Here is a 3,930-nt window from a genome sequence, read left to right on the forward strand (position 1 = left end):
AAAATGGATTTATATATATAAAGGGAGGAATGGGAGTATGTTTAAAAAGTTAGAATGCGTATCGATACATACAAAGGATATAGAGAAATCTGTTTCGTTTTACGAATCAATGGGCTTGAAGCAAAACTGGATTGTAGAGAGAAATTTAGAGAATAATAAAGTTTGGACGTTAATAGGATTGAAATTTCCAGATAAACATAGTTCGGAGCTAGTGCTAAGCGATCATCCAAATATTGATTTTATGGAAGTGGAAATATTGGTAGAAGATGTTTGCGAAACATATGAGCGTTTAAAAGACAATAAAGATGTAAAATGGATCCGTGAACCGTTTCAAACAGAATCAGGGCATGTGGCCGTGATGGAGGCGCCGGATGAGAATGTGTTTGTATTAGTTGGGAAATAGAAAAAGAACTTCCTAGATTGGTATACTAGGAAGTTCTCTTTTTGTTAGGAGAGCGGGAATATGATAATAATTGTCGTTCCTTTTCCAAGTTCACTTTCAATAGAAATGGTACCTTTATGAGCAAGGACAAGTTGTTTTGTAATAGCTAGACCAAGTCCTGTTCCTGCATTGTTTTCTTCTGTATTTGTTCCGCGGTAATATCGTTCGAATAATAGATCTTTCGTTTTTTCATCCATTCCTTTTCCGTTATCTGAAATAGAAAGTGTAAATGAGTTTGTATTTTGTGCGAGCTTTACAATTACTTTTGTTGTTTCATTATTATGTTTCACAGCGTTTGCTAATAAGTTTTCAATGATGCGCTGGAACCACTTCTCTTCAATAGCGTAATAAATTTTATTAGAACTCGGAACAAATTCAATATTTTGATTTTGAAGAGTTGGATTGTTAATGAATTGTAATAAGACTTTTTGGACGAACTGGTTAATCTCCATATTAACGGGCTGCGTAGGAAGTGCATTATTTTTTAACTGGTAAGTTAAACTTAAGTCGTCAATTAGCGTCGTCATATATTGTGATTTTTCCTTCATTACGTGGCCGAATTCTTGAATATTACTATCAGTCCAGTTATATTGCCTAGATTCTAGTAAGAGAGAATAACCATAAATGGAGCTGAGTGGTGTTTTCAAATCATGTGTGAGACCGGTAATCCATTCTTCTCGTGTTTGCTGAATCACTTTTCGCATAGATTCATTCTTTTTAAGGGTAATGGAAAGGTGTTCTAAAGCATTGGTCACATCTTTAAACAGACGGAATGACCATTTTTCTTTACCTGAGCGCCGGAAGCGAACAGCTTTCCCTTTCTTGCTTACAGGCTCTTCATATTTTCCGCTGGCTATATTTTTGAGCCAACGCATTGTATGTAATAGCGGTTTCCCAAATTTTCTTCCATACCAAATAGAAAGAATGACTAAATAAACAAATACGATGAGAAAAATGAGGCCGAATCCTGTAAATAATTTTTTGGCAAATAAGGTTTCTGTTTCATCATCTGGATAGTAATGATCGTTTTTTGCTGTTATGACAAAGAGAAGACCGCTATCTGAATTATAGAAACTAGAGATGTTTTCCTTATGATTCCATGGTTCTTTTTCAGAAAGTGTTGTCTGTATTACAGAAAGTGTTTTTTTCTTTTCACTTGGATATGAAAAAACTTCTTCTCCATTTGCGTTGAATATTTGTAATAGTGCCTTTTCCTTAGAAAGTAGATTCTTTTCTTGTTCCGTTAATGCAAAGTTATCTACCACTTGAGAAGGATGATTTTGTTTGAGTTTTTGTAGTATCGCGCTACTTTTCATCACGCCACCATAAATAACGAGTGCTTTTTTTTCTTCTAGTTCAATTTCCCAGTAAGTGAATTTATAGGGGCTCTGTATATGATGCTGTAAATATGCGACTAAAGATGTCTTTGTATAAGATTTAGGGACATCATCTGGTGTGTTGAAATGATAAAGAACTTTTCCGTTATCATCTACAATTTGGAGCCAGTCATTTTTATCTGTAATTATATTTTTTACATCAGATTGCAATGTAATCTGACCATCTTCTGACGATATATATTGAGAAATTGTGAAACTATCAGAATTTGGGATGTTAGGTTCGTATAACGTAGTACCAACGAGATAAACTAGGTAAGCAAAAGCAATTAATACTGCAATCAGTAAAGTAAACCAGACAAAAATGTGCTGCATAATAAACTGGATAATAAGTCTTCTACTTAAATTCATATTTACTACCTACTTTGCAACGAATTTATAGCCAAGACCACGGACGGTTTTTATGTACTGTGGATTACTTGGATCTAGCTCGATTTTTTCACGCAGCTTTCGGATATGGACCATAACTGTATTATCATCCCCATTGTAGGCAGGAGCACCCCAAACCTTTTCGTATATTTCTTCTTTGGAAAACACGTAATTAGGATGTTCACAAAAAAAGAGTAGCAGTTGGAAAAGCTGAGCTGAACATTCAACGATTTTCCCATCGACTTGTAATTCTGCTGCATGTTTATCGACTTGAAATCTTCCAAATGAATTAAAATATTTTTCTTTCACAGGTTTTGTAGTTTGTTTCATATGTCTTCGAAGTTGTGCTTTCATACGAGCAACAACCTCTAATGGATTGAATGGCTTTGTAATATAGTCATCTGCACCGTATAAGAATCCAGATACTTTATCTAAATCAGACGTTTTTGCTGTTAAGAAAAAGATTGGACAATCTGTTTTTTTACGAATAATCGGACAAATATCGAAACCAGATTGCCCAGGAAGCATTACATCTAGAATCATTAGATCATAATGATTTTGCTCAACAAGTAATAAAGCCTCTTCAGCGGATGTAGCAGTTGTAATATGAGAAAATCCTTCTTTTTGTAGAATAGTAGTTAATAGTTGCAAAATTGCTGTTTCGTCATCGACAAGTAAAATATTTGCATGATACAAAATAAAATCCCTCCTATTTTCACCGAATATCATAACATTTTCTTGTAACTTATGGAATTTTTAAGGGAATTTTAAGATTTTCTTTCTTAGAAATTAAGATTAAGATGATATGATTAAAGTAACGTAGGGGAGGAGAAGAGTGTGAATCCGTTTCATTCGATGCGAGCTAGATATTTTTTGATTGTATTTGCACTACTTATTTGTATAGAACATAATAGTAAGCAATTGCTAGAAAATACTTTTCATCTACCAATTTCTTTTATTACAAGTCTACTTGTATTTTACATACTTCCATCCACTTGGCTATGGTATGAATATAGAAGGTATCATGTTCCATTTACTTCATTTATTAATAAAAGAGGTTCATTTAACTTGTTACAAGTTTTCATGATTACAGCTATGCTATGCCTTTTTAGCTATGGATACCTTATTTTGTATATGTATAGCTTCGCGTGGATTACACCGGATTTTATAATGAATACGTTGTATGAACCTGTCATAGGTCATACAGGGGGATACATCTATCAATTTGTAATGATTGTATTTGTAGCTCCTATTATAGGTGAATTTGTGTTTAGGGGATTTCTGTTTCAACGCTTTGCAGCAAAATGGGGTACAGGAAAAGGGATGATAGGTGTAGCTCTTCTTTTTGGATGTTTGCATGTTGAGTTTCTTAGTGCTGTTGTGTTTAGTATCGTATTGTCAATTGTATATATTCGTTCAAAAAGTTTACTTATGCCAATTGGCATCCACATGCTAAATAATGCGACTGTACTTATTACATCTTTTATCGTTAGTAAAGAAAAAATGATAAGTTTTGCAGAGTTTTCCAATCATACTACATTTGTTACAGGGCTTATTATTTTTATGATTGGATTAAACTTAGTACTCATCTTTTTGTTTATCAACCGCCGTTATATGAGTAAAGATGCACCGATAATATATACAAGCAAAGTGAGAGAAATCCAGTAATGATTTATATATACATCCATTAAAAAACCGACATAAATCCCCTCTTTTTAGATGGGA

The 3,930-nt window shown here is 33.6% G+C and carries 4 protein-coding genes; 2 read left to right on the forward strand and 2 right to left on the reverse strand.

The genetic code is table 11. The features are described from left to right. Positions 1 to 37 precede the first annotated feature (37 nt). Entirely contained in the window at positions 38 to 403 is a 366-nt protein-coding gene (locus V7183_RS18470; protein ID WP_097897622.1) for a VOC family protein, read from the forward strand. Positions 404 to 447: 44 nt separating this feature from the next. On the opposite strand, the gene V7183_RS18475 is transcribed toward V7183_RS18470, so the two are convergent. Together V7183_RS18475 and V7183_RS18480 are read right to left on the reverse strand one after the other, a co-directional pair. Then, a complete protein-coding gene (locus V7183_RS18475) occupies positions 448 to 2,187 on the reverse strand; it encodes an ATP-binding response regulator (RefSeq protein WP_335360399.1) in 1,740 nt (579 codons plus the stop codon). A gap of 9 nt (positions 2,188 to 2,196) precedes the next feature. Continuing rightward, positions 2,197 to 2,901 (reverse strand): response regulator transcription factor, encoded by a 705-nt coding sequence (locus tag V7183_RS18480; RefSeq protein ID WP_097897620.1) that lies wholly within the window; start codon positions 2,899 to 2,901, stop codon positions 2,197 to 2,199. Positions 2,902 to 3,042: 141 nt separating this feature from the next. Here V7183_RS18480 and V7183_RS18485 point away from each other — a divergent pair, with 141 nt between their 5' ends. Continuing rightward, complete coding sequence (locus tag V7183_RS18485; protein ID WP_335360400.1) at positions 3,043 to 3,873, forward strand: CPBP family intramembrane glutamic endopeptidase; 831 nt, start codon at positions 3,043 to 3,045, stop codon at positions 3,871 to 3,873. The last annotated feature ends 57 nt before the right edge of the window (positions 3,874 to 3,930 follow it).

The sequence above is a fragment of the Bacillus sp. JJ1127 genome, from assembly GCF_036965845.1.
GTDB lineage: Bacteria > Bacillota > Bacilli > Bacillales > Bacillaceae_G > Bacillus_A.